This is a genomic window from Pseudomonas kermanshahensis (assembly GCF_014269205.2).
GTDB classification, from domain to species: Bacteria; Pseudomonadota; Gammaproteobacteria; order Pseudomonadales; family Pseudomonadaceae; genus Aquipseudomonas; species Aquipseudomonas kermanshahensis.
On sequence record NZ_JABWRY020000009.1, the window covers coordinates 1 to 1,408 of the forward strand.

The 1,408-nt window shown below is 57.0% G+C and carries 1 protein-coding gene; it reads left to right on the forward strand.

Annotated features, from left to right (window positions below; all coding sequences use genetic code 11):
• Positions 1–127: 127 nt before the first annotated feature.
• On the forward strand, positions 128–1,186 hold the full coding sequence (locus HU764_RS27470; RefSeq protein ID WP_186683367.1) for an IS110 family RNA-guided transposase: 1,059 nt from the start codon (positions 128–130) through the stop codon (positions 1,184–1,186).
• Positions 1,187–1,408 lie beyond the last annotated feature (222 nt).

Here is a 1,408-nt window from a genome sequence, read left to right on the forward strand (position 1 = left end):
GTAATCGATGGACTCGCCCCCGCCGAGGCATCACAGTGCCACGGTGGCGTTCAAAGAAGCCAACGGCAGCGAGGGCGAGACCATGAAGAAGCATAGTTCGAAGCACGATCCCCTGTCTTCCACTGATGTGGAGCTTTGCACAACCCTCTGCGTAGACCTGGCCAAACAGGTCTTCCAGTTAGCAGGCGAGGATGCTACCGGTCGGGTGATCTACGAAAATCGCATCAAATCCCGTCAAAATTTCCATGATTTTCTAATCAAGCTGCCAGTGACGGTGACTGTCTTAATGGAGTGCGGTCCTGGTGCTCAAGCCTGGGCCAGACTACTGCAGGCCAAGGGTAATCCGGTTCGGATCCTGCCTGCGCAACGCGTTGCCGAACACCGCAGCGGCGCGAAGAATGACCGTAACGACGCCCATGCCATTTTGCGTGCCGGTCGCGATACCAGTATTGCCTCAATCCCGATCAAGAGCACTACAGCACTGGCTATTCAAGCGCTGCACCGTGTCCGGCGCGGCAACATCAAGCGGCATACAGCGCTGGGTAATCAGATACGTGGCCTGCTGCTAGAGCATGGCGTCTCCATGCCTCAAGGCGATGCGGCGATCAATTCGCATGTGCCACGGGCTCTTGAAGATGCCTCTTTACCTCTGCCCGACTTGTTGCGCGAGTTGCTCGATGAGCTGCTGACTGACTGGCTCTCTCTGGGTGAACGCATTGCGACGCTGAGTAGGCGGCTTGAAGCGACAGCCCAGGAAGATAAGGTCGCACAGCGGTTGATCACCATTCGTGGCGTGGGCCCAATCATTGCCACGGCGATCGTGGCGAAACAGACCGAGCCTAGCCGCTTCGCCAGTGGCCGAATGTATGCCGCCTTCTTCGGTATCGTGCCCGACCAGCACAGCAGCGGAAACAAAATCAGGCTGGGCAGGATGAGCAAGCGAGGTGATGGCTACATACGCAGCCTGATGATCCAGGGGGCGCATGCTGTCTTGAGTCAGCTAAGGCCTGATTCCGATCAGCCAGACGATCACCGCCTTTTACGCTGGCTATCCCGCCTTGGACGCAAGGAGGCGGCGATCAGACTGGCTAATCGAAATCTGCGCATTATCTGGGCCTTGTTGCAGAGCGATCAGGTATATCAGCGCAAACCGAACAGCAACTCGGAGGCTGCTATGAGCCTCTGATCAACCGAGCAATGCCACCGGGGCGCCGAGCGCTCCAACCCCTGCTAGTGAACATTGACCCCTGGTAAGACCGTCGCAGACAGATGCCTCTGCTCCTACAGGCCTGATGAATGGCCTCAATGTAAACGGCACGCTGCGAGCTCACCACGATGTTGGCCAGAAGCAAAAAGCTTCCTCGAATAGGCCTGATACATAGATGCAACCGGGTTCCTAAGTTCAAAA